Below are 21,410 nucleotides of genomic sequence, written 5' to 3' on the forward strand. Positions count from 1 at the left end.
ACTCTCGGGATCATTTTTTCTCGACAACTTATAAGTTATAAGATATTCCTCGCCGAAGCAACCGCCTATCTGGTCGCAAGGAGAATTTTGATGAACAACGAATCGCGCGTGCTGGACATGGCCAGGCACTTTCATTCCCAAACCGATCCACGCCTGCATGAGGATCATGGTCCGTTGACGATCGTGGCCGGCGAAGGCGCGACCGTCACGGATGACGCGGGCAACCGCTATATCGAGGGCATGGGCGGACTCTGGTGTGCCTCGCTCGGCTTCAGCGACAGCCGGCTGGCCGCCGCGGCTGACCGCCAGATGCGCAAGCTCGCCGTCTATCACACCTTCAATCACCGCTCGAATGAGCCCACCGTCGAACTCGTCGAACAGCTTACCGCGTTGGCGCCGTTCGACCACGCGCGCGTTTTTCTGGTCGGCTCCGGTTCGGAAGCCAATGACACGATGGTCAAGCTCGCCTGGTATTACCAGGCCGCGCGGGGACGTCCGGAGAAACGCAAGATCATCAGCAGGTTTGGCGCCTTCCACGGCAGTACGATCATGGGCGCGGCGCTGAGTGGGCTGCCGCACATGCACAAGTCCTTCAACCTGCCGCCGCTTCCCGTCATATTCGCCGCGCGGCCGTTCCACTATCTCGACGGTCTGCCGGGCGAGGCGGAGCATGACTACGCCACGCGCCTGGCCCAGGAACTCGAGGCCCTGATCCTGGCGGAGGGGCCAGAGACGATTGCCGCGATGATCGCAGAGCCAGTCATGGGCGCCGGCGGCGTGCTGGTACCGCCGGAGAATTATTTTCCAAAGGTTCAGGCGGTGCTGCGCAAATACGACATCCTGATGCTGTCCGACGAGGTGGTCTGCGGTTTCGGACGCACCGGAAATTGGTTCGGCAGCCAGACTTTTGGCATGGAACCGGACATGCTGTCGGTCGCCAAGGGGCTTTCATCCGGTCATCTGCCCATTGGCGGCGTCATTATCTCCGACAAGGTCTACCAGTGCGTCGCCGACGAGGCCCACAAGGTCGGCGTGTTCGGCCACGGTTTCACCTATTCCGGCCATCCGGTGACAGCCGCCGTCGCCGCCGAGGCGATCAGGATCTACCGCGAGATCGATCTCGTGAGCCAGGCGCGCCGTCTCGGCGATTATCTGCATGCAGCGCTCGCGGACGCGCTCAACGACCATACACTGGTCGGCGAGGTCCGCGGCCGCGGTTTTATAGCGGGGATCCAGATCGTCGAGGATCGCGCCACCCGTCGCGCCTTTGCGCCGGAGCTGCGAATTGGCACCGATGTCGAGCGGCGGTGCCGCGAGCACGGAGTCATGATCCGCAACATGGGCGACGTGCTGGCAATCTGCCCGCCCTACGTCATCGCCCCTAAAGAGATCGATTACATGGTTGATGGCATTCGCGCGGCTCTTGATGAGACCGCGGCGGCCCATGCGCGGACTGACCAGTCGGCATGAACCCGCCCGGCGAGGCGGCGAGACGTCGCTGGAGGGGCCGGCCGCGCGAAAGGCGCTTGGGCAAGCGCGAGCCGCAGCCAGCATACAGGATCCTGATTGTCTTATCCGAACGGAGGCCAGACCATGCTTCAGAAAACCAGCCATTTCATGCGCCAGGCCAATCTCATCAACGGCGAGTGGGTGCAGGCCGACAGCGGACTGACGGTCGACGTCAACAATCCGGCCACCGGTCTCAAGATCGGCACCGTGCCGAAGTCGGGCAGGGCCGAGACCCGCCGCGCCATTGAAGCCGCCGCGGAAGCTTTCAAGACCTGGCGCAAGACGACCGCGCTCGAGCGCTCGAAGCTGCTGCGCAAGCTGCATGACGCGATGATGGACAATCAGGACGTGTTGGCCGAACTGCTGACCATCGAACAGGGCAAGTCGCTGTTCGAATCGAAGGGCGAGATTGGCTCTGCCGCGGCCTACATATTGTGGTTCGCCGAGGAAGGTCGCCGCACCTATGGCGATGTCGTGCCTTCGCCATGGGCGGACCGCCGCATCCTGGTGACCAAGGAGCCGGTCGGCGTCATCGCCGCCATCACGCCGTGGAATTTCCCGTCCTCGATGCTGGCCCGCAAGCTCGGCCCGGCGCTCGCCGCCGGCTGCACCGCAGTGGTCAAGCCGGCCTCGCAGACGCCATATTCGGGCCTCGCCTGGGGTGCGCTCGCAGAGGAGGTCGGCTTCCCCAAGGGCGTCGTCAACATCCTGACCGGTTCGGCAAGCGAGATCGGCGACGAGATCTGCGCCAATCCGCTGGTGTCGAAGATCACCTTCACCGGATCGACCGAAGTCGGCAAGCTTCTCATCCAGAAGTCGTCGGTCACCGTCAAGAAAGTGTCGATGGAGCTCGGTGGCAACGCGCCGTTTATTGTCTTCGATGACGCCGACCTCGAGCGTGCGGTCGCTGGTGCGATCACCGCCAAGTATCGCAATTCCGGCCAGACCTGCGTCTGCACCAACCGCTTCCTTGTCCAGGCTGGTGTCTATGACAAGTTCGTCGAGAAGCTCGCTGCCGCCAGCAATGGGCTGAAGGTCGGCTCCGGCCTCGAGGACGGCGTGCAGCAGGGGCCGCTGATCGACGAGAAGGCGGTCGAGAAGGTCGAAGAACTGATCGCCGACGCCACATCCAAGGGCGGCAAGATCGTTGCCGGCGGCAAGCGCCATGCGCTCGGCGGCTCGTTCTTCCAGCCGACGGTCATCGCCAATGCGACGCCCAAGATGCGCTTCATGAAGGAAGAGATCTTTGGCCCGGTCGCACCGGTGTTCAAGTTCGAGACCGAAGAGGAGGCGATAGCACTCGCCAACGACACCGAATTCGGCCTCGCCTGCTATTTCTACACCGGCGATCTCGGCCGCGCCTTCCGCGTCATGGAAGGGCTGAAATACGGCATGGTCGGCGTCAACGAAGGCCTCATCACCACGCCGGAGGCGCCGTTCGGCGGCGTCAAGGAATCCGGCCTCGGCAAGGAAGGCGGACATCAGGGCATCGAGGATTACCTCGACACCAAATATGTCTGCATCGGCGGCCTCGGCTCTAGTGCGCCGGCTTTTCCCGTGTCTCAGAACGCGGAATGACGAACCCGCGGGTGATCCGGTGAAAATCTTTCCGGTTCCGAGGAGAAGTGACCTAAGATCGTGAGCGCCCTATGCTCTTACGTTTCCGGAAAAAGCTTCGGAAACAGCGCGTCCAGAGCGTCCGCCGGAAAGCGTAGGGACACTGGGCCCTTTGGCGTTTCCGACGCCAATAGTCCGAGCGCGATTACGTCATTGAACACTCGACGCGCCGTACGTTCGGGTAGTCCGCTAATACGGGATGCCTCGCCGCGGTCAAACTCACCGCGCGTGAGCGCTTCCTCCACGAGGCGGCCGGCTTCGGGCTTCAGACCACTGCGCTCCACATGCCGATACAGCCGCTTGGCCAACGTGTCGAGATCGAACAGTCCGGTCATGAAGCTCACCTGATCGATACACGCCTGCAGGAACCATAAGGTAAAATCGCCGAGTGCGCGTTCGGAGAGGTTGCCACGTCCGTCGAGATCACCCTGGCGGGGCATATCGGCATGATCCATCATGCTCTTGTAATCCGTTCGGCTTTTCACGCCACGTGCCAAGCCTCGTGAGATCGACCACAGCCCGTGCGCGGCGACCCCGGCCTGAGGGCCATGGCGTGGCTCATCAATCGGCTGACGCGTCCGTTGCCGTCCGGAAACGGGTGAATGTAGTTGAAGCGGTGATGCGCGGCAGGAATGGTCAGGATGCGTCCGGCCTTGCCCAGCTTATCGAAGCGATAACGCATGGCAAAGTATTGCATGAAATCGTTGACGCGATCGCTCGAAGGCGGTTCATGCCGGCCGATGGCGACGTCATGCTCTGGCTTCGATCGCCACTCACCTGGCGCCATGACGAACTCACGGCCGGCACCCTTGATGGTCAGCATGGGCGCTTCGGCATCGGGATAGAATTCCGCGTGCAGCCATCGAAGAAAACCTACCGATGCCGGTTCCGGCAACTGCCCATCGGCAGCCAGGCGGTCGATCTCGGCTTGCACGCGAACGTGCGCGGCCGCCTCGAGCTGCAGATTGCGGCGGTTCTCGTCTCGATCGAAATTCCGACCAGCGCCCGTTCGATGTCGCGCGGGCGCGTATCGTGGCCTTCGATCAGGTTGCTGTAGTAGGTGTTCATGATGCGCACGAGATGGGCGAGGTTGGCTGCGGTACGCGAGTGCAGGCTTTTGCCCAAAACAGCCGACGTCGCCAGGCTTGGACACAAATCGATGCTGCCGATGATGATCATGGCCGATGTTCGGCAGGCCTATCGTACTGGCAACTATGCACAAACCGTAATTGGGGGAGCCATCTGGCCGATGCTTTGGCCGATCTATGATGATCGGCCGGACTCAGACAGGTTCGAGGTGGAAAACAGGCAGCTTTAAACATGGTTCTGCCTCGGCCAGCGCAAGATTCGCCTGGAGCTTCGCTTATGCTGTGTGAGCTTGTTCTCTCGCGCCCGAATTCCCCATGGATGGCCCAAAAGCAGGCGATCCATTTGTCATTTTTAAGTGCGTCGGACTGCCAGTTGATCGCGTTCTGACCCGACTGGGAGTTCAAGTTTGACCTGAAACTGACCGGGTGCTGGATGGCAGGCTTCATCCCCACCGGTCTGATATGAAACAACGTCCGGCCCCGAGGCTAGGCTGCAATCTCGTATGGCTTGTATGCGCCGTTTTCTTAGAGCGTGTTGCGGGCTTGGTCTGCTCAACCTCGGAGCTCTACGCTTCACGGCGTTAGGATGAGCGTTCGAGGCGCAGGATTACTGCCGACACTGCTCTTCTTGTTCGCATTGGGCAGTTCCCGTTGGAAGCTTCCATCTTGCCGACTGCTGAGTTTGGAGTCGCCGTAGCTGTGAAATCGAAAAGAAGCCCATAGGCAACGTTTGCCGCGACGCTACTGAGAGCTGGTCACCGGGAGAGCCGAAGGTAGAACGAAGTTGTCTCGTTGAGCTTGTATGTGGCGCCAGCATAGAAGGCCCAGTTCCCACCCCAAGGCTTATACAAACCGCCACCGTTAGCGCCGATCGCGTTCATGGCCTCGTCCTTTTGGCAGAGATCACCACGGTCGCTAGCTGGCGAGCAAAGTCCGTCCCAGCGCTGCATTATCTCGTCGGATCCGGCAAGCTGGCAGAATTTCCCAGGCGGAGCTGACGGGGAGGGATGGTGGGAATAAAACGGTGCGCGTGAGGTCTCGGCGGGAACAGCCAAGACATCTAAGCGGAACGGACTGGCATAACGCAAAGACACAGGCGAGCTCAGCGGCAAGGTGGTTTGTTATCACCATGGGACGCCTGCCGCGTCAAACGGTGGTGTCGTGGGTCGAGACGGCGAGGGCAGCGGTCGCCATGCGCCCCGACCGGCTTGCCTTGTTCGGCTACTCGCATATCCCATCCCAAATAAAGAACCAGCGCCTCATCGAGGCGGAATTTCTTCCCGACAGCGCTGCCCGCGCTGAACAGTATGCGGCTGTCGCCGTGAGGCTGATTGCCGCCGGCTACCGACAGATCGGGCTCGACCATTTCGCCTTTCCGGACGACGAGCTCGCGCTGGCACAGGAAACAGGTCGCCTGCGACGTAACTCGTTGGGCTACTCGGCTGACACCTGCAGAACCCTGATCGGTTTCGGCGCGTCGGCTATCGGCCGCACCGGCCAGGGATACGTTCAAAACGAAGTTACACGGGATTCCTACATCCAGCACATCGCAGCTGGCCGACTGGCTACATCGAAGGGCCATCGCCTCACAGACGACGACCGCGTGCGAGCCGCAATTATCGAGCGATTAATGTGCGATTTCGAGGCTGACGTGCCGGCAATCTGTGTCGCCCACGGATCTGATCCGATCCGTCTTCGCGGTTCAGATGAGCGTTTGGCGATGCTGGCCAAGGACGGAATAGTGGACTTCGAAAACGGTTTTGTCCGCGTACGGCGGGAGCATCGCTTTGGGATTCGCGCTGTCGCTGCCGCATTCGATGCTTTTAGAGATGGCCTTACGTATCCCGCAGGTGAGGGCAAGCAGACACACGGAAGCTAACACAGGGGGTATCTTTTGCCGGAGAGAACGAGCTGCCATCGTGCGGTGCCCGGTTAGTAGTGAAGCGCCGTAAAATGTCGACATAGGCGTTGGTGAACTGGACCGAACGACGAGAACAGCCTATCCAGTGTGTTGTCGGCAGTTAGTTCGAAAGTCCTGCTACACCCGATCCGATGCCTCTCAACGCCGAGGCCGCACCTCCGTGCCGAAGCCGGCCTTCCCAATGGTGGGTCGAGCCGTCGCTTACCCCGTGCTTGCCTCACAGATCCGCGACCGAGAACCCAGCCTCATGCTCCCGCCCTGCCGGGGCCTAGGTCAATCTAGCATGAAAGGAACACGTCGGAACCTTGGATATCGCTTGCCCGGCCGGGCGGCGATAGCCTTGTCGGGGCAGCGAGGAGCCGTAGCCGATGATGAACGCACAGGAGAAGTCTGGCGTGAATGGGGCGATGATTGTCAAGCTTTGCTCTCGAGTCATTTCGTCAACCATCTTGCGTGACCGATTGGCGACCATCTCCTCGTCCCGACCTTATATTACCCGTTGCCTGTCGCCGCCAGCGCGCAGTGACTTGTCAAGGATGGAGGCCCGCAGACCCCATCGCGCGGCGACTTGTCCTTGACGGTCACGAGCACGGCGGCAGGTTTGCCGTGGTCGGGGAGCCCTTCCTTGGGCGGAGCCGACGACAGTGTTCGAGGGGAACTCGCCATGAGCCGGGTGCGCAGAGATCGTCCGACGCTCTTGTATTTGCTGGATCCCAGCCGGCTCCGCCTCCGACTGCCTCGGTAGCTCGGTATCCTGAGCGCGTCGGCGGCATCATGCCATTATCATCCTACGAATTGCATGCTCCATCGTCCTGGACGAGACCGGTTTGGCTAGCCAAAGGACGAAGGTCTGATTACCAGATGTGATCGGCATGGGGTCGCTTCCACCAACGACGATGATGGGCACCGTCATCAGGGTGGTACGTACGGCTTCGGGCTGTCCTGGCCCGAGGAAAGTCGCTTTATCGAAAATTAGGAGGTCGGCTGCCTTCCCGCTCTCGATCCAGTCGCAAAGACTCTCGAAGGTCGCGAAGCCGACCGGCTTATAACCCAGCGCGGCGATCTTATCCTTGTAGATCTCCAACGCTGCTGGATCGGCGTCAACGACTGCAATGATTTCTCCGTTGCCAAGTGATCCATCGCATGGGCCGAAAGCGCTATCAGCTCTGACCTGCTCCTCAGCGCAGGCCGGTAAGTAGAGATCGAAGCGTGTACCTCGGCCAACAGCCGAGGTGACGTCAAGGCATCCTGCGAGCGCGCTCACATGGCGGTCCACTGCAGCAAGACCCAGTCCGGTCCCGCCGACGCGAGAGCGCGTGGTAAAAAAGGGCTCAAAGATATGCGGAAGCACCGAACTTGCGATTCCTTGGCCATCGTCGCTGATGGAGAGGAGAACGTAATCTCCCGGTTTCAAGGTGCCCTTAGCCACGGGCTTCGTTTGACAGACGCGAGCGCGAGAAACGCTAATCTCGACACGGCCCTCATTCAAGAGAGCCTCCGACGCGTTCTTGCATAGATTCATAAGGATCTGCTGTATCTCGGTCGGGCTGCCCTCGATCACCGTTTGCGACTCGTTGATCTTGAAGTTCAACTGAACATCCGCACGAAGTGTAACCCGCAGCAATGGCGCGAGATCCATTACACTCTCCGAGACGTCGAAAGGCATCGTCACGCGCTTCCGATTTCGGCTTAGTGACAAAATTTGATCAATAATCAGTTTGGCTCGGTTGCTGGCCAAGATAATTTGGCCGATGTGGCCCCGAATTCTCGAGGGGCGACGCACAAGACCTTTAGCCATCTCTGCGTAGCCGACTATTGCTCCTAGAACATTATTGAATTCATGTGTAACGCCGCTTGCGATTGTGCCGACAGCCGTCAGCCTTTCCGCATGCTCCCATCGACTCTCAAAAAGGTTACGTTCCGTGTGTACACGTTGCATTTCAAGATGGTTGCCTAAACGCACAGTAGCGCTCGCCAGAACCAGGAGGTCGTCTGTGGATGGTGGTGAGCGATCTCCTTCAAAAACAAGGATACAAACCGCAGCCTGCTGATCGGAGGCCCTGCAACCAACAATTTGACAAACACCGGTAGTGCCTACGGCAGTCCGAACCACTTCCGACGCCGGAACGACGCGAAACACTGGCTGTTCCGGGTGTACAAGTGAGACGACTTCATGGATTAGCGTGGCGTTCCAGACGCGCATGCGCTTGTTCGCGACAAAGTACTCGGTATTCCTGCTGATACTCGGATCCACCAGAGCAAGCGCGCATTGATCGGCATCGAAAACGCATTGAATGAGTCTAAGCGCCGCTTCGGTGGAGAAGCGCCGCGAAGCCTTCGTTGCTTGACTGTCGATGAAACAAGCTTCGATCTCACTCATCGCCGCTTCAAGCTCTAACCGCCTTTCCAACCGGTTCGTCCGCACATGCAGCGTGGAGGCTCGAATGGTCGCAAACAAGCAGAGGCATATGGACACCAAGCCAAAGAAAAGCCGTGTACGCTGCGCTTGCGCGCTGGCGAAGCTGTAGGCTTTCAGATGTTCTCGCTCCAATTCGGCAGCCTTGGCGAACGTGTCGAAGGATGGGATCCGATTGACAGCGCGGTCCAACCTCAACATTGAGGACAGGATAGCGCGGCCCTCGCGGGCAACATCCTCCGTGACTTGGTCCTGGCTAGGAGGAAGTCGGCGGAGAGACTGATCGATTTGTAATGCGAGGCTGAATCCCGGTCTGGCCGAAAATTGAAGGATCAGATTGGAAAATTCAGGCCTGTTCGACACTCCCCCCCGAAGGCGATTAGCCGAGCGAGCAAAGCGTACGAGAGAGCTTTGCAGAAGCTCATTTTGCGCGGCCGAGGCCGAGATGGCAGCTTCTGTGTTTTCGAGGGAATTTTTGAGCTGTGCAACCAACCTGGAGTGCACCCCGGAGCTCTCATTGGGCGAAATCTCAACAAGGCGTTGGTAGTTTTGAAGGTTCCTTTTTAATGCTTGCCCGGTAGAAGCAACGGAACGGAAGTCCAATACCATGTCGGCGCGGGCGACGTCTCGCTGGAGCAATGCGTAGTTGATCTGAATCGTCCGCAGTTCGCTTAGGACCGCCTCGTTGATCTGGGGGTCTTGCCACTGTATCGCGACCAAGAGCGCGACCGAGGCCACTAGGGCCATTACAGAAGCTTTGTCGGTACTGAGCCATTTTTCCCAAACGAACGGCGTTTGATCCGCGGTGCGTGCCTTGCGAAGGTCCGATTTGAATTCTAGCTCCCCATCGCGTCGGTGTGCGGCCGGATGCTGCTGGAACAGGAAAGCCAAGTGTACCTCTCCCCTCAAATAGGCGGTGTAGACGCCGTCGCACTCTGCCCCCATGGCCCGCTGACCTTCCATTGATTCGCGGGCGTTTCGACCTCGACGGCGAGGCGGCAGCACAAGGCGGGCAACTGATCGCAGTTTTCGGAACTGGTCTTCCGAGAGATCATCGAAGGGGCATACAAGCGCACGCCTGCAGCAGCCGAGGATGATACCGGCCGGTCAAACGCAACTGGCGAGGGCCGGATCTGCTGTTGGCTGGCAGCTAACACTGGCGGGGCGGCGGCCTCGACTCCGGCGTGGCTAGAGCCGGCTGCTGCGAAAGCGTCCGACACGCTTCCCTTGGGGTCATCCCGTCCAGCGGGCATCCTTGGATCGCTGAAAAAAGACGAGGCGGCTTGATGATCCTGCCCTCGCTGAAGCACCTCGCGAAACCCTTGTTCCAGTCGCAGAAGCTCCTCTGGACCGGTAGGCTCGTCAGCTCGACCATCGAACAGCGGCCGGAGCGCCTCGGACACGTGCTGCTCAAAGCCCACTCGCCGGGCCTGGACCGCTTGCCCGTCTTCCAAGCCGGCGTCCTGCACCTGCGACAAAGCTGTTACACGGGATGGATTACTATTTCGCGGGTTCATACTAGCCTCACATCAAACTGTATCGTCAAAGTCCTGCGCCAATTCACACAGCGGGTCATCGAGTTGAGATTCTGCGGAGAGCGCCCCCTCTGCTCCCGTCAAGGGCGCCGGCTCCGGGAGGGCGCCTGTCTGGCTTTCAAAGATGCGTTTCAGAATGCGATCCGAGAAATAACGCACCTTCCTCAATTTTAATGGTGGCAGACCTTTGATGAGAACAATCTCGTAGTCGTCATCGAGCAGCCGCACCTGTTCGGGACGCAACAGCGGTGCACCTTGATGTGAATTCTGAACGTTCCAATCGAACGTTCGCGCCTGGCTGTAGGAAATCGATTGGGCTTGAAATGTGAATCCACCGATAGCTTTGGAAATGTAGTTCGGAGTCTGTCATCTACCTCGATGTTCCTAGAAGCGCGCCGGCAGCCCGGGCGGGGGGCTTGGGGTTAGACTGCCAGCGCACGCCACTCATAAAGAGCGGCCTCTTTTCGCGGTTCGGACACCCATAGTCAACCCGGCAACGTCTGGATGCCCGCTGTGCTTTTTGCAGAGCGGCGATGCCGGGCATATCGGCCGATCCTGTCTAGGATGGTGTGGCCACTCTCGTCGGCCGAGTTGATGCTCCAGCCAGTATCGCCTTGCCGACCAGCATGAGTTCGCCGTTAGCAATCCATCGTTGCGGGCGTTCCAGTCACGGCCTTCCATTCGGCGATGGCTTGCAAGCGATGAACATGTATGGCGAGAGCAGAACGTTTGGGGCGGGGGACGAAGAGGTTGCGGAGGGCTGACAAGGTCGAGACGAAGCGTTGCAGGCCTCCCGGCGATCGGACCCCTGCATCATCCGCTCCCGTTTTCGCGGCGGCACATGGGAATTCTCCGCTCTGTTGTTCAACCCCTTGTGCGACCGGTGCTCGACGTCCGGCATCATCTGTCGCTTTGCCGCTCCATACGAGCGAAGCTAGTCGGTGATCATGCGCTTCGGCGCGAGCCCCTGCTTCTTCCACAGCCGCGTCAGCAAGCGCAACCTCTCGCAGGGTGCGCTCTCAGAGTTCGTTCCTGCGCAGCGGCCTTGTTATCTCGATACTGGATAAGCGTCTACGAACCTACGCGCCGCATAACGAGCTTTGTTGCGCTGGTCGGTTGCGAAGGGTGGCTCTATGCATCGCAGTGGCGGACGCGAAATCCTCACCATCCTTCTGCATCGCGCTATTTGGCTTGCCGAACACCCAATTTCGCCGGCACGCTGCCGCTGAATACGATGATCATCTCGCATTCTTGCTATGGAGACTGTCGTCCTTCCTGGGCACGCGGCTGACGGCGACGAAAGCGGGTTTATTCATGCAACACCCCTTTTTGGCAGGCAAGCTGGTGGACTTCGGGATGTCGGGGGCGAATATAGCGAAGACTCCCGCCGCTCGCTGATGCATTCTGGACGCAACCGCATCGAGCCGATGTGTTCGAGACGCTTCGCGGCTGCAGTTGCCGAACGATGGCGTGGTTATGCGACCTGTTCGGCATGGCTACCCCCGTCCAGTCAGGCGTTCACGAAGGTGTTTGTCGAGAGTTCGTGGAGAAAGTCCGCCACTTATCGTTGGCGAGGGCTTTGCTCCGGAGTGGCGATCGGTGCGCTGATCGACAGGCAGGCTCTGGCCAAAATCGAATCCCATGCCGTCGCGAAAGGCCGCAGAATTCGATGCGGGGGGCAAACGCATCGCGCGAATGGCACGTCGAACTATCGGTCCTGTCTCCAGCGAGATGACCATCGCGCAAGAAAGAGACATTCGGGCGGCTGGCGCCTGTGATTGCTTCGACGATGCGGATAAGTCGTGCATGAGGCCAACGACACGATCTACGGCCTTCCCCCACATTTGTGCCTCAAACGGAAGCGTGTTTGGCGTGTCGCCGAGGCCTTGGAATATGGCATAGTGGTATGAACACGGGACGCATGTCGTCGGAAGCCGCGCCTTTCGGCCGAGTGAAGCAGTCCGGCATCGGGCGGGAGGGTTCCCGCCATTGCCTCGAGGACTACCTCGAAATGAAATACCTCTGCAAGGGCGGCATCTGAAGCATGGGCTTGCAGGGCTCGCAGACCGGTAAACCAGCGAGCCATCTCCAAATATGTGAATTGTGGATTGCTCCTCGACGGGAGCTGAGGGGCGGCTCCGCAAGCCTTACGACGCTCTTTGCGAGCCGTAGCTGCCGAGCTGGCAAAAGGCCGGGCTACGTCGCGCCAGCGCAATCGGCGCGCAGAAAATTAGGCCTACCCGCTCCGGGACCGCGGACCTCGTCAGCTTCTCGTAAGTATGCCCGAGTAGGTTGCTCAGCTGATCTGTGGACGTGAGGCTAGCGTGAACCGGCACAAATTTGACCTATCCAATGTAACAGGTTGGCGGCAGGTGCAGCCCCCGGCATCTCAAGAGCAAGCGGCACAGGCCGGGCAAGAGGGCTTTGAGCAGCGCTCGGGCGAGGCGCGCCAAGCCGCTGCCCAAATTCCCGCCCCCGCCGTTCCGGCTCTGCCAGACCCGTTCCATTCTCATCCGTCTCAGGGAGACCTGAGCCTCATCGAAGATGCGGCCCCATGGGAAGCGCAGCCCATGATGCAAGGGAGCGGACAAGAACACGCCGCGGCGCCGTACGCCGGAGGCAGTGGGTCGATGCTAGGTGCCTCGGTGCTGCAGCCGGGTCACTCAACGGCGCGCCATCATGATGCGCCGGATTCGTCAGTGGGTGATCTGAATCCTTCCGCACCGTTCGAGTTGCGTGACCATGCTCGTTCCGCCGTGCCGGCGGCGGTGCAGCCAGATCCTCCAATAGTGGTCTCCGACGGTCGCGGCTGCAAGCGTCCTCTTTATTCCAACGATGCGACCGTTGTCGAAGGGCTGAGGTCACTCTACGCGGGTAAGGCCAAGGAGGACACGGTCAAGCGCCATGTAAATTCTCTTTACGGCTTTGGTCGTTGGCTCTTTAAAAATAACAAGCCGGGATTTGCTGCTCGGCTTCATGAGGAGTCGCTGGATGAAGATCTCAAGGAGTACGAGAGCAGTGGTGGCTCCTCGACTGTGGCTGTGGCACTGCGTCGTCTCAGAGAGTCGGCGGGCGGAGTGCCAATGGTGGGCCGCGCTGTCCTGAATCCCGACCCTGCCGACGCCGTGCTCATCAAAGAGTACAAAGCGGCTCTCATCAAAGAGTACAAGGGAGCGCCTGCGACCGGGCCGAATCGCCAAACCATTCACGACTATGGAGCTACTCTTAGACGTTTCAGTGAATACCTGGTTGAAAACAACAAGCCGGGGATTGCGGCTCGGCTTCACGAGGAGTCGCTGGATGAAGATGCCAAGCGCTATAAGGACTCCAGTGGTGACCGGAGGATCATTGCACTAGCTCAACTCCGGAAGTTCCTGCCGTCCGCCGCACTCGGGCGCGAAATTGCCCTTGCTGCTCGTCCGGAAGACGCAGTCGGCATGGAGGCTCGTGCCATTGCTGCGCAGCACAGCGGGCCGCAGAAGGCATTGGGTCGGCCAGAGAAGCTCCCTGGGGAAGCTAATGAAGACGCCGCTGTTCTGCCATCGTCTTTCGTACCAACTGGGCACCATCACCAAGCCTCGGATCCCGCAGAGTCCTTTCGTCCCCTGATCTGGCGCGACGGCGACCAGCGCGCGCCGGACGAGCGGATCGCTGCACAGGACAGGAGCAACCTGCTACCAAGCGAGGAGGTGCCAATGAGGCCACCGGAATTCGCTCCGCCCAGCTTGCGGGCGGGCAATTCCGCCTCGCCAGAGCTCTTTCCTGAGGGGATGTCCCCCGCGGTCGAAGGGTTTTTTGGTGTTTTCGGCGACCCCAGCGGGCGGGTGCTCGGCGCATTGCAATTGCTAGGCGACGAACATATCCACAGGGATTACCAGCTCCTGGAGCAGGAGTTGCAGGGGAACAATCCAGAACTCGCCGCCCGGACGCGGTTCGTGGATCCCCTCGTAGCCAATTATCATCTGCGCTTGGGCTCCGAGAGCGACAAGCTAAGCGCATTCCAGCGCATCGTCCATAATCAGAACGGTAACGACACAGCCGACTTCCTGTTCGTGCCAGTGAGCGATGGCGGTAAGACTCTTGCGGAGCGCGGCAAACATTGGTCGCTGCTGTTCGTTGATCGCAGCGACCGGGAACGGCCGGTTGCCTATCATTATGACTCCGTCAGCGGATGGCATGACAAGCTTGCAAAACACCTCGCAGAAAGGCTGGGCGCCAGCCTGGAGACCCGCGTGGACTTACCCCGCATCGCCCAGCAGAGCAACGAGTGGGATTGCGGAGTCTACGTGGTGGACGGCACGCGGGCGCTGGTTGGGCGATTGCAAAGATGGCAGCCCGACCTGCCAGACCTGCCAGACCTGAACCTCAACAACCTCGTCGTCAATCGGCAGGCACTACAAACCCGACTCATGGGTGACGATACATCTGGAACGGCAAATTATCTCACGAACTTTGAACTCATGGACCGACAGGCGCGAGACGCGGTTAAGGAAAGCCCCGTTGGGACGTTTCACCAGCGGATCAAGCGGCTCGGCCAGTCAGCGCGAGCGTTGCACGACAGAGCCCTGGCTCCAGTCGCGCCGGACCAAGGCAACCCAGACTCGGTGTTCGTACGGGACGTTGTTCCCGGGGAAACACGCCATCATCATGCGCCGGATTCGTCAGTGGTTGATCTGAATCCCCCCGCACCGTTCGAGTTGCGTGACCATGCTCGTTCTATGCCGGCGGCGGTGCAGCCAGATCCTCCAGTAGTGGTCTCCGGTCGCGACAAGCGTCCTCTTTATTCCAACGATGCGACCGTTGTCGAAGGGCTGCGGTCAGCACTCTATGCCGGTAAGGTCGGGGAGCGCACGGTCACGGACCATGTAAATTCTCTTCTCGGCTTTGGTCGTTGGCTCTTTGATAATAACAAGCCGGGATTTGCTGCTCGGCTTGACGATCCGTTGCTGGATCAGGATCTCAAGGAGTACCAGCGCGAGAGTGGCTCCTCGAACGTGGCTAGAGCACTGGGTCGTCTCAAAGAGTCGGCGGGCGGAGCGCCAATGGTGGGCCGCGCTGCCCTGAATCCCGACCCTGTCGACGCCGAGCTCATCAGAGATTACAAAGCGGCTCTCATCAAAAAGTACGAGGCAGAGCCTGCGACCGGGCCGAATCCCAAAACCACTCAGGACTATGCGGCTACTCTTAGACGTTTCAGTCAATACCTGCATGAAAACAACAGGCCGGGGATTGCGGCTCGGCTTTACGAGGGGTCGCTGGATGAAGATGCCAGGCGTTATTTGGACTCCAGTGGTAACCGGTGGATCAGTGCACTAGCTCATCTCCGGAAGTTCCCGCCGTACGCCGCACTCGGGCGCGAAATTGCCCTTGCTGCTCGTCCGGAAGACGCAGTCGGCATGGAGGCTCGTGCCATTGGGGACGCCGCTGCGCAGCACAGCGGGCCGCAGAAGGCATTGGGTCGGCCAGAGAAGCTCCCTGGGAAAGCTAAGCAGCTGAGCGAGATCGGCAATTCAGGCGCTCGCGTGCTGATGCAGGCCCCCACCCATCAAGTGGGTGCATTGCCATGGGAGGCGCAGCCCATGATGCTGGGGGACGAGCACCTGGCACCGCATACCGGAGGCAGTGGGTCGATGCTGGGTGCCTCGGTGCTGCAGCCGGGTCACTCAAGGGCGCGCCATCATGATGCGCCGGATTCGTCAGTGGTTGATCTGAATCCCCTCGCACCGTCCGATTTGCGTGACCATGCTCGTTCTGTGCCGGCGGCGCCTGCCGGGCCAGCGTTCGCCAGGGCTGAGGAGACGCCCTCCGCGGTTGGCGAGGCCGCGGTGGCCGAAAGGTGGGCTCGGTTGCAAAAGCAAATGGACGAACCAGTGCATGATCCCGGCCCTCAAGTGGATACATCGCCATGGGAGGCGCAACTCATGGTGCAAGGGAGCGGACAAGAACACGCCGCGGCGCCCTACGCCGGAGGCAGTGGGTCGATGCTGGGTGCCTCGGTGCTGCAGCCGAGTCACTCAAGGGCGCGCCATCATGATGCGCCGGATTCGTCAGTGGTTGATCTGAATCCCCTCGCACCGTTCGAGTTGCGTGACCATGCTCGTTCTGTGCCGGCGGCGCCTGCCGGGCCAGCGTTCGCCAGGGCTGGGGAGACGCCCTCCGCGGTTGGCGAGGCCGCGGTGGCCGAAAGGTGGGCTCGGTTGCAAAAGCAGAAGGTCGACGCTGATTTGTCGGGATATTTCGACTCGATTCCGCACGCGGACCTTCTACGATCGCCATGGGAGGCGCAACTCATGACGCAAGGGAGCGGACAAGAACACGCCGCGGCGCCCTACGCCGGAGGCAGTGGGTCGATGCTGAGTGCCTCGGTGCTGCAGCCGGGTCACTCAACGGCGCGCGATTCGTCAGTGGTTGATCTGAATCCCCCCGCACCGTTCGAGTTGCGTGACCATGCTCGTTCTGTGCCGGCGGCGCCTGCCGGGCCAGCGTTCGCCAGGGCTGAGGAGACGCCCTCCGCGGTTGGCGAGGCCGCGGTGGCCGAAACGCTGGCTCGGTCGCAAAAGCAGATGGTCGACGCTGATTTGTCGGGATATTTCGACTCGATTCCGCACGCGGACCTTCTACGATCGCCATGGGAGGCGCAACTCATGCAAGGGAGCGGACAAGAACACGCCGCGGCGCCCTACGCCGGAGGCAGTGGGTCGATGCTGGGTGCCTCGGTGCTGCAGCCGGGTCACTCAACGGCGCGCCATCATCATGCGCCGGATTCGTCAGTGGTTGATCTGACTCCCCCCGCACCGTCCGAGTTGCGTGACCCTGCTCGTTCTGTGCCGGCGGCGGTGCAGCCAGATCCTCCAATAGGGGTCTCCGGTCCCGACAAGCGTCCTCTTTATTCCAACGATGCGACCGTTGTCGAAGGGCTGAGGTCAGCATTGGAGAGCACGGTCAAGCGCCATGTAAATTCTCTTCTCGGCTTTGGTCGTTGGCTCTTTGATAATAACAGGCCGGGATTTGCTGCTCGGCTTCACGAGGAGTCGCTGGATCCGGATCTCAAGGAGTACGAGAGCAAGAGTGGCTCCTCGGACGTGGCTAGAGCAGTGGGTCATCTCAAGACGTGGGCGGGCGGAGCGCCAGTGCTGGACCGCGCCGCTGTCCTGAATAATCCCGACCCTGCCGACGCCGCGCTCATCAGAGATTACACAGCGGCTCCCATCAAAGAGTACAAGGCAGCGCCGACCGGGCCGAATCCCGCTACCATTCAGACCTATGGATCTGCTCCTAGACGTTTCAGTGAATACCTGGTTGAAAACAAAAAGCCGGGGATTGCGGCTCGGCTTCACGAGGGGTCGCTGGATGAAGATGCCAAGCGCTATAACAACTCCGGTGGGATCAGTGCACTAGCTCATCTCCGGAAGTCCGAACTCGGGCGCGAGCTCCCTGGGAAAGCTAATGAAGACGACGCTGTTCTGCCATTGTCTTTCGTGCCAACTGGGCCCCATCACCAAGCCTCGGATCCCGCAGGGTCCTTTCGTCCCCTGATCTGGCGCGACGGCGACCAGCGCGCGCCGGACGAGCGGATCGCTGCACAGGACAGGAGCAACCAGCTATCAAGCGAGGAGGTCCTCATCAACCGTGAGCATGATACAGCGGAGTTGAGACCAGCGAAGAGGCAAAGGCCCCTGAACAGTCGTCTGCAGGACGTTGCCACTGAGCCGCAGCTGAGCGAGATCGGCAATTCAGGCGCTCGCGTGCTGATGCAGGCCCCCACCCATCAAGTGGGTGCATTGCCATGGGAAGCGCAGCCCATGATGCAAGGGAGCGGACAAGAACACGCCGCGGCGCCGTATGCCGGAGGCAGTGGGTCGATGCTGGGTGCCTCGGTGCTGCAGCCGGGTCACTCAACGGCGCGCCATCATCATGCGCCGGATTCGTCAGTGGTTGATCTGAATCCCCCCGCACCGTCCGAGTTGCGTGACCATGCTCGTTCTGTGCCGGCGGCGGTGCAGCCAGATCCTCCAATAGGGGTCTCCGGTCGCGACAAGGGTCCCCTCTATTCCAACGATGCGACCGTTGTCGAAGGGCTGAGGTCAGCTTACGCGGGTAAGGTCAAGGAGAGCACGGTCAAGCGCCATGTAAATTCTCTTCTCGGCTTTGGTCGTTGGCTCTTTGACAATAACAGGCCGGGATTTGCTGCTCGGCTTGACGAATCGTCGCTGGATCAGGATCGCAAGGAGTACGAGAGCAGGGGTGGCCCCTCGGAGTACGAGAGCAGGGGTGGCCCCTCGATCGTGGCTAGAGCACTGGGTCGTCTCAAGACGTTGGCGGGCGGAGCGCCAGTGGTCGACCGCCCTGTCCGGAATCCCTACCCTGCCGACGCCGCGCTCATCAGAGATTACACAGCGGCTCTCATCAAAGAGTACAAAGAAGCGCCTGCGACCGGGCCGAATCGCGGTACCATTCAGGTCTATGGATCTACTCTTATACGTTTCAGTGAATACCTGCATGAAAACAAAAAGCCGGGGATTGCGGATCGGCTTCACGAGGGGTCGCTGGATGAAGATGCCAAGCGCTATGTGAACTCCGGTGGTAACCGGAGGATCAGTGCACTAGCTCATCTCCGGAAGTTCGCACCCGGGCGCGAAATTGCCCTTGCTGCTCGTCCGGAAGACGCAGTCGGCATGGAGGCTCGTGCCATTGGGGACGCCGCTGCGCAGCGCAGCGGGACGCAGGAGGCATTGGGTCGGCCAGAGAGGCCCCCTGGGAAAGCTAAAGACGGGCGGGTGCTCCGCGCATTGGAATGGCTAGGCGACGAACATATCCAGAGGGATTACCAGCTCCTGGAGCAGGAGTTGCAGGGGAACAATCCAGATCTCGCCGCCCGGACGCGGTTCGTGGATCCCCTCGTAGCCAATTATCATCTGCGCTTGGGCTCCGAGAGCGACAAGCTAAGCGCATTCCAGCGCATCGTCCATAATCAGAACGGTAACGACACAGCCGACTTCCTGTTCGTGCCAGTGAGCGATGGCGGTAAGACTCTTGCGGAGCGCGGCACCCATTGGTCGCTGCTGTTCGTTGATCGCAGCGACCGGGAGCGGCCGGTTGCCTATCATTATGACTCCTACAACGGATGCAATGACACGCTTGCAAAAGAGCTCGCAGAAAATCTGGGCGCCAGCCTGGAGACCCGCGTGGGCGTATCCCGCATCGCCCAGCAGAGCAACGTGGTGGATTGCGGAGTCTACGTGGTGGACGGCACGCGGGCGCTGGTTGGGCGATTGCAATCGCAGCCAGATAACCTGAACCTCAACAACCTCGTCGTCAATCGGCAGGCACTACAAACCCGCCTCAGGGGTGACAATACATTCGGAACGGCAAATAATCTCACGAACTTTGAACTCATGGACCGACAGGCCCGAGACGCGGTTAAGGAAAGCGCCGTTGGGACGTTTCACCAGCAGATCAAGCGGCTCGGCCAGTCAGCGCCAGACGTTGCTCCCGGGGACCCATTTAAATCTCAAAGTCTTGAGAGCAAGGGGGACGCCGCTGCGCAGCACAGCGGGCCGCAGGAGGAATACAGTTGGCCAGAGTATCTCCCCCCTGGGAAAGCTAATGAAGACGACGCTGTTCTGGCATCGTCTTTCGTGCCAACTGGGCCCCATCACCAAGCCTCGGATCCCGCAGGGTCCTTTCGTCCCCTGAGCTGGCGCGACGGCGACCAGCGCGCGCCGGACGAGCGGATCGCTGCACAGGACAGGAGCAACCAGCTACCAAGCGAGGAGGTCCTCATCAACCGTGAGCATGATACAGCGGAGTTGAGACCAGCGAAGAGGCAAAGGACCCCGAACAGTCGTCTGCAGGACGTTGCCACTGAGCCGCAGCTGAGCGAGATCGGCAATTCAGGCGCTCGCGTGCTGATGCAGGCCCCCACCCATCAAGTGGGTGCATTGCCATGGGAGGCGCAGCCCATGATGCAAGGGAGCGGACAAGAACACGCCGCGGCGCCGTACGCCGGAGGCAGTGGGTCGATGCTGGGTGCCTCGGTGCTGCAGCCGGGTCACTCAACGGCGCGCCATCATGATGCGCCGGATTCGTCAGTGGTTGATCTGAATCCCCCCGCACCGTCCGAGTTGCGTGACCATGCTCGTTCTGTGCCGGCGGCGGTGCAGCCAGATCGCCCAAAAGTGGTCTCCGGTCCCGACAAGGGTCCTCTTTATTCCAACGATGCGACCCTTGTCGAAGGGCTGAGGTCAGCACTCTATGCCGGTAAGGTCGGGGAGATCACGGTCAAGCGCCATGTAGATATTCTTTTCGGCTTTGGTCATTGGCTCGTTGAAAATAACAAGCCGGGGATTGCGAATCGGCTTCACGATTCGTCGCTGGATCGGGATCGCAAGGAGTACGAGATCTGGGGTGGCGGCCCCTCGGCCGTGGCTGGGTCACTGGGTCGTCTCAAGACGTGGGCGGGCGGAGCGCCAGTGGTGGGCCGCCCTGCCCTGAATCCCCACCCTGCCGACGCCGTGCTCATCAGAGAGTACACAGCGGCTCTCATCAAAGCGTACGAGGCAGCGCCGACCGGGCCGAAACCCCGTACCGTTGAGGTCTATGGGTCTGCTCTTAGACGTTTCAGTCAATGCCTGGTTGAAAACAAAAAGCCGGGGATTGCGGATCGGCTTCACGAGCGGTCGCTGGATGAAGATGCCAAGCGCTATATGAAAACCGCTGAAATCAGTGCACTAACTCATGTCCGGAAGTTCGCACTCGGGCGCGAAATTGCCCTTGCTGCTCGTCCGGAAGACGCAGTCGGCATGGAGGCTCGTGCCATTGGGGACGCCGCTGCGCAGACCGCGGCACAAGCTCATGGCCACGCAGGAGAGCAGGGACCCATCTCTCGAGCTCAACAAGTCGCGCCAGCGCCGTTTGAACGGCACTTGGGCAAGAAGCGCGAGGCCCAGGACGGACTGACGAGTACACTTGACAGGAGCAACCTCGTGAACAGCGGGGGCGTCATCATAAACAATGAACATTACACAGCGCTGTTGAGACCGGCGAAGAGGCAGAGGACTGATAATCCGCAAAGCCGCGCCATGGGGCGGCAACTGAGCGAAGCAACCACGACGTCCATCAGCCAAGCCTCCGATCAAGCCCGAGCGGACCTAGTGGCTTCCTTCAGAAGCAGGGAGCGCTCCGACGCGGGGCGTTGAGCTCCATGGCTGGGGTCAAGCAGAACAGCTCTCTTGACGACAGAGGGGCTGATGCGATCTCCGGACCGGTAGCTCTCGCCGTAATTGATCAGGCTGGTACTGTTGGAAGGCTTGATCAGCCTCGTC

At 60.4% G+C, this 21,410-nt stretch carries 8 protein-coding genes and 3 pseudogenes; 5 read left to right on the forward strand and 6 right to left on the reverse strand.

All coding sequences use genetic code 11. The features are described 5' to 3' along the window. Nucleotides 1-90 precede the first annotated feature (90 nt). Together NKI73_RS29360 and NKI73_RS29365 are read left to right on the forward strand one after the other, a co-directional pair. Nucleotides 91-1,470, forward strand: a complete 1,380-nt coding sequence (locus NKI73_RS29360; protein WP_023747618.1) for an aminotransferase — start codon at nt 91-93, stop codon at nt 1,468-1,470. Between the two features lie 123 nt (nt 1,471-1,593). Further along, nucleotides 1,594-3,087 carry an NAD-dependent succinate-semialdehyde dehydrogenase gene (locus NKI73_RS29365; RefSeq protein ID WP_023747617.1) on the forward strand — a complete coding sequence of 498 codons (1,494 nt, stop codon included), beginning with the start codon at nt 1,594-1,596 and terminating at the stop codon, nt 3,085-3,087. Between the two features lie 77 nt (nt 3,088-3,164). On the opposite strand, the gene NKI73_RS29370 is transcribed toward NKI73_RS29365, so the two are convergent. Genes NKI73_RS29370 through NKI73_RS29380 form a run of 3 tightly spaced genes read right to left on the reverse strand, consistent with a single transcriptional unit; the run spans nt 3,165 to nt 4,305 of the window. Then, nucleotides 3,165-3,584: a Fic family protein gene (locus NKI73_RS29370; RefSeq protein WP_023737287.1), complete on the reverse strand. Its 420-nt coding sequence runs from the start codon at nt 3,582-3,584 to the stop codon at nt 3,165-3,167. A gap of 23 nt (nt 3,585-3,607) precedes the next feature. Further along, complete coding sequence (locus NKI73_RS29375; RefSeq protein WP_352443272.1) at nt 3,608-3,949, reverse strand: Fic family protein; 342 nt, start codon at nt 3,947-3,949, stop codon at nt 3,608-3,610. Nucleotides 3,950-3,999: 50 nt separating this feature from the next. After that, nucleotides 4,000-4,305: a hypothetical protein gene (locus tag NKI73_RS29380; protein WP_245271846.1), complete on the reverse strand. Its 306-nt coding sequence runs from the start codon at nt 4,303-4,305 to the stop codon at nt 4,000-4,002. A gap of 1,047 nt (nt 4,306-5,352) precedes the next feature. Here NKI73_RS29380 and NKI73_RS29385 point away from each other — a divergent pair. Beyond that, nucleotides 5,353-6,093 (forward strand): annotated as a pseudogene (locus tag NKI73_RS29385) (oxygen-independent coproporphyrinogen III oxidase); the annotation flags it as partial. A gap of 814 nt (nt 6,094-6,907) precedes the next feature. Here the strand turns inward: NKI73_RS29385 and NKI73_RS29390 are convergent. The 3 genes and pseudogenes from NKI73_RS29390 to NKI73_RS29400 all read right to left on the reverse strand — a co-directional run. Then, entirely contained in the window at nt 6,908-9,442 is a 2,535-nt protein-coding gene (locus NKI73_RS29390; protein WP_352634995.1) for a two-component system VirA-like sensor kinase, read from the reverse strand. 638 nt (nt 9,443-10,080) lie between these two features. After that, nucleotides 10,081-10,452, reverse strand: a pseudogene (locus NKI73_RS29395) (type IV secretory system conjugative DNA transfer family protein); the annotation flags it as partial. Between the two features lie 272 nt (nt 10,453-10,724). Further along, a pseudogene (locus NKI73_RS29400) lies at nt 10,725-11,083 on the reverse strand (DDE-type integrase/transposase/recombinase); the annotation flags it as partial. A 909-nt stretch (nt 11,084-11,992) separates the two neighbouring features. Between NKI73_RS29400 and NKI73_RS29405 the strand changes: the two are divergent. Both NKI73_RS29405 and NKI73_RS29410 read left to right on the forward strand, forming a co-directional pair. After that, nucleotides 11,993-12,127, forward strand: coding sequence for an aldehyde dehydrogenase family protein (locus NKI73_RS29405; protein WP_352634997.1), 135 nt, complete (start codon nt 11,993-11,995; stop codon nt 12,125-12,127). A 283-nt stretch (nt 12,128-12,410) separates the two neighbouring features. Continuing rightward, on the forward strand, nt 12,411-21,284 hold the full coding sequence (locus NKI73_RS29410) for a Ulp1 family isopeptidase (RefSeq protein ID WP_352634999.1): 8,874 nt from the start codon (nt 12,411-12,413) through the stop codon (nt 21,282-21,284). Nucleotides 21,285-21,410 lie beyond the last annotated feature (126 nt).

Source organism: Mesorhizobium sp. M0496 (genome assembly GCF_040321205.1).
GTDB lineage: Bacteria > Pseudomonadota > Alphaproteobacteria > Rhizobiales > Rhizobiaceae > Mesorhizobium.

What these genes read in the sequence shown, in the direction of transcription:
- NKI73_RS29360 (WP_023747618.1), top strand. Translation starts at nt 91, where the DNA reads ATGAACAACGAATCGCGCGTGCTGGACATGGCCAGGCACTTTCATTCC.
- NKI73_RS29365 (WP_023747617.1), top strand. Translation starts at nt 1,594, where the DNA reads ATGCTTCAGAAAACCAGCCATTTCATGCGCCAGGCCAATCTCATCAAC.
- NKI73_RS29370 (WP_023737287.1), bottom strand. Translation starts at nt 3,584, where the DNA reads ATGATGGATCATGCCGATATGCCCCGCCAGGGTGATCTCGACGGACGT.
- NKI73_RS29375 (WP_352443272.1), bottom strand. Translation starts at nt 3,949, where the DNA reads ATGCTGACCATCAAGGGTGCCGGCCGTGAGTTCGTCATGGCGCCAGGT.
- NKI73_RS29380 (WP_245271846.1), bottom strand. Translation starts at nt 4,305, where the DNA reads ATGATCATCATCGGCAGCATCGATTTGTGTCCAAGCCTGGCGACGTCG.
- NKI73_RS29405 (WP_352634997.1), top strand. Translation starts at nt 11,993, where the DNA reads ATGAACACGGGACGCATGTCGTCGGAAGCCGCGCCTTTCGGCCGAGTG.